This is a genomic window from Chryseobacterium mucoviscidosis, from assembly GCF_002177115.1.
Classification (GTDB): domain Bacteria; phylum Bacteroidota; class Bacteroidia; order Flavobacteriales; family Weeksellaceae; genus Chryseobacterium; species Chryseobacterium mucoviscidosis.
In genome coordinates this window covers 1-238 of record NZ_MVAG01000179.1, presented here as the reverse complement: position 1 = coordinate 238, position 238 = coordinate 1, and the positions used below count along the sequence as shown (strand labels likewise).

General features: G+C 21.8%; 1 protein-coding gene. It reads left to right on the top strand.

What is annotated here, in order from left to right:
- Nucleotides 1-192 (top strand): hypothetical protein (locus B0E34_RS21465; RefSeq protein WP_165763031.1); only part of this gene is annotated, 192 nt, incomplete at its 5' end.
- Between the last annotated feature and the right edge of the window lie 46 nt (nt 193-238).

Genomic DNA, 238 nt, shown 5'->3' with positions numbered 1-238 from the left:
ATAGAGATTGAAGGGTTAAAAAAATTTGGACCAAATGTAGCATTAATCAAATTACATTATAAAGCTATAAAACAAATTGATTTAATTCAAATTGTGGATTTTTACAGGGAGATTTTTAATGATAATTACAAAAGAGTTGCTGAAAATCATACTGACTATTTTTATTTAATGATTATTAAAGAAAGTGAATAATTAAAAATTGGATATAGTAAAAATCCAAACTTTTGAGAAAAAACAT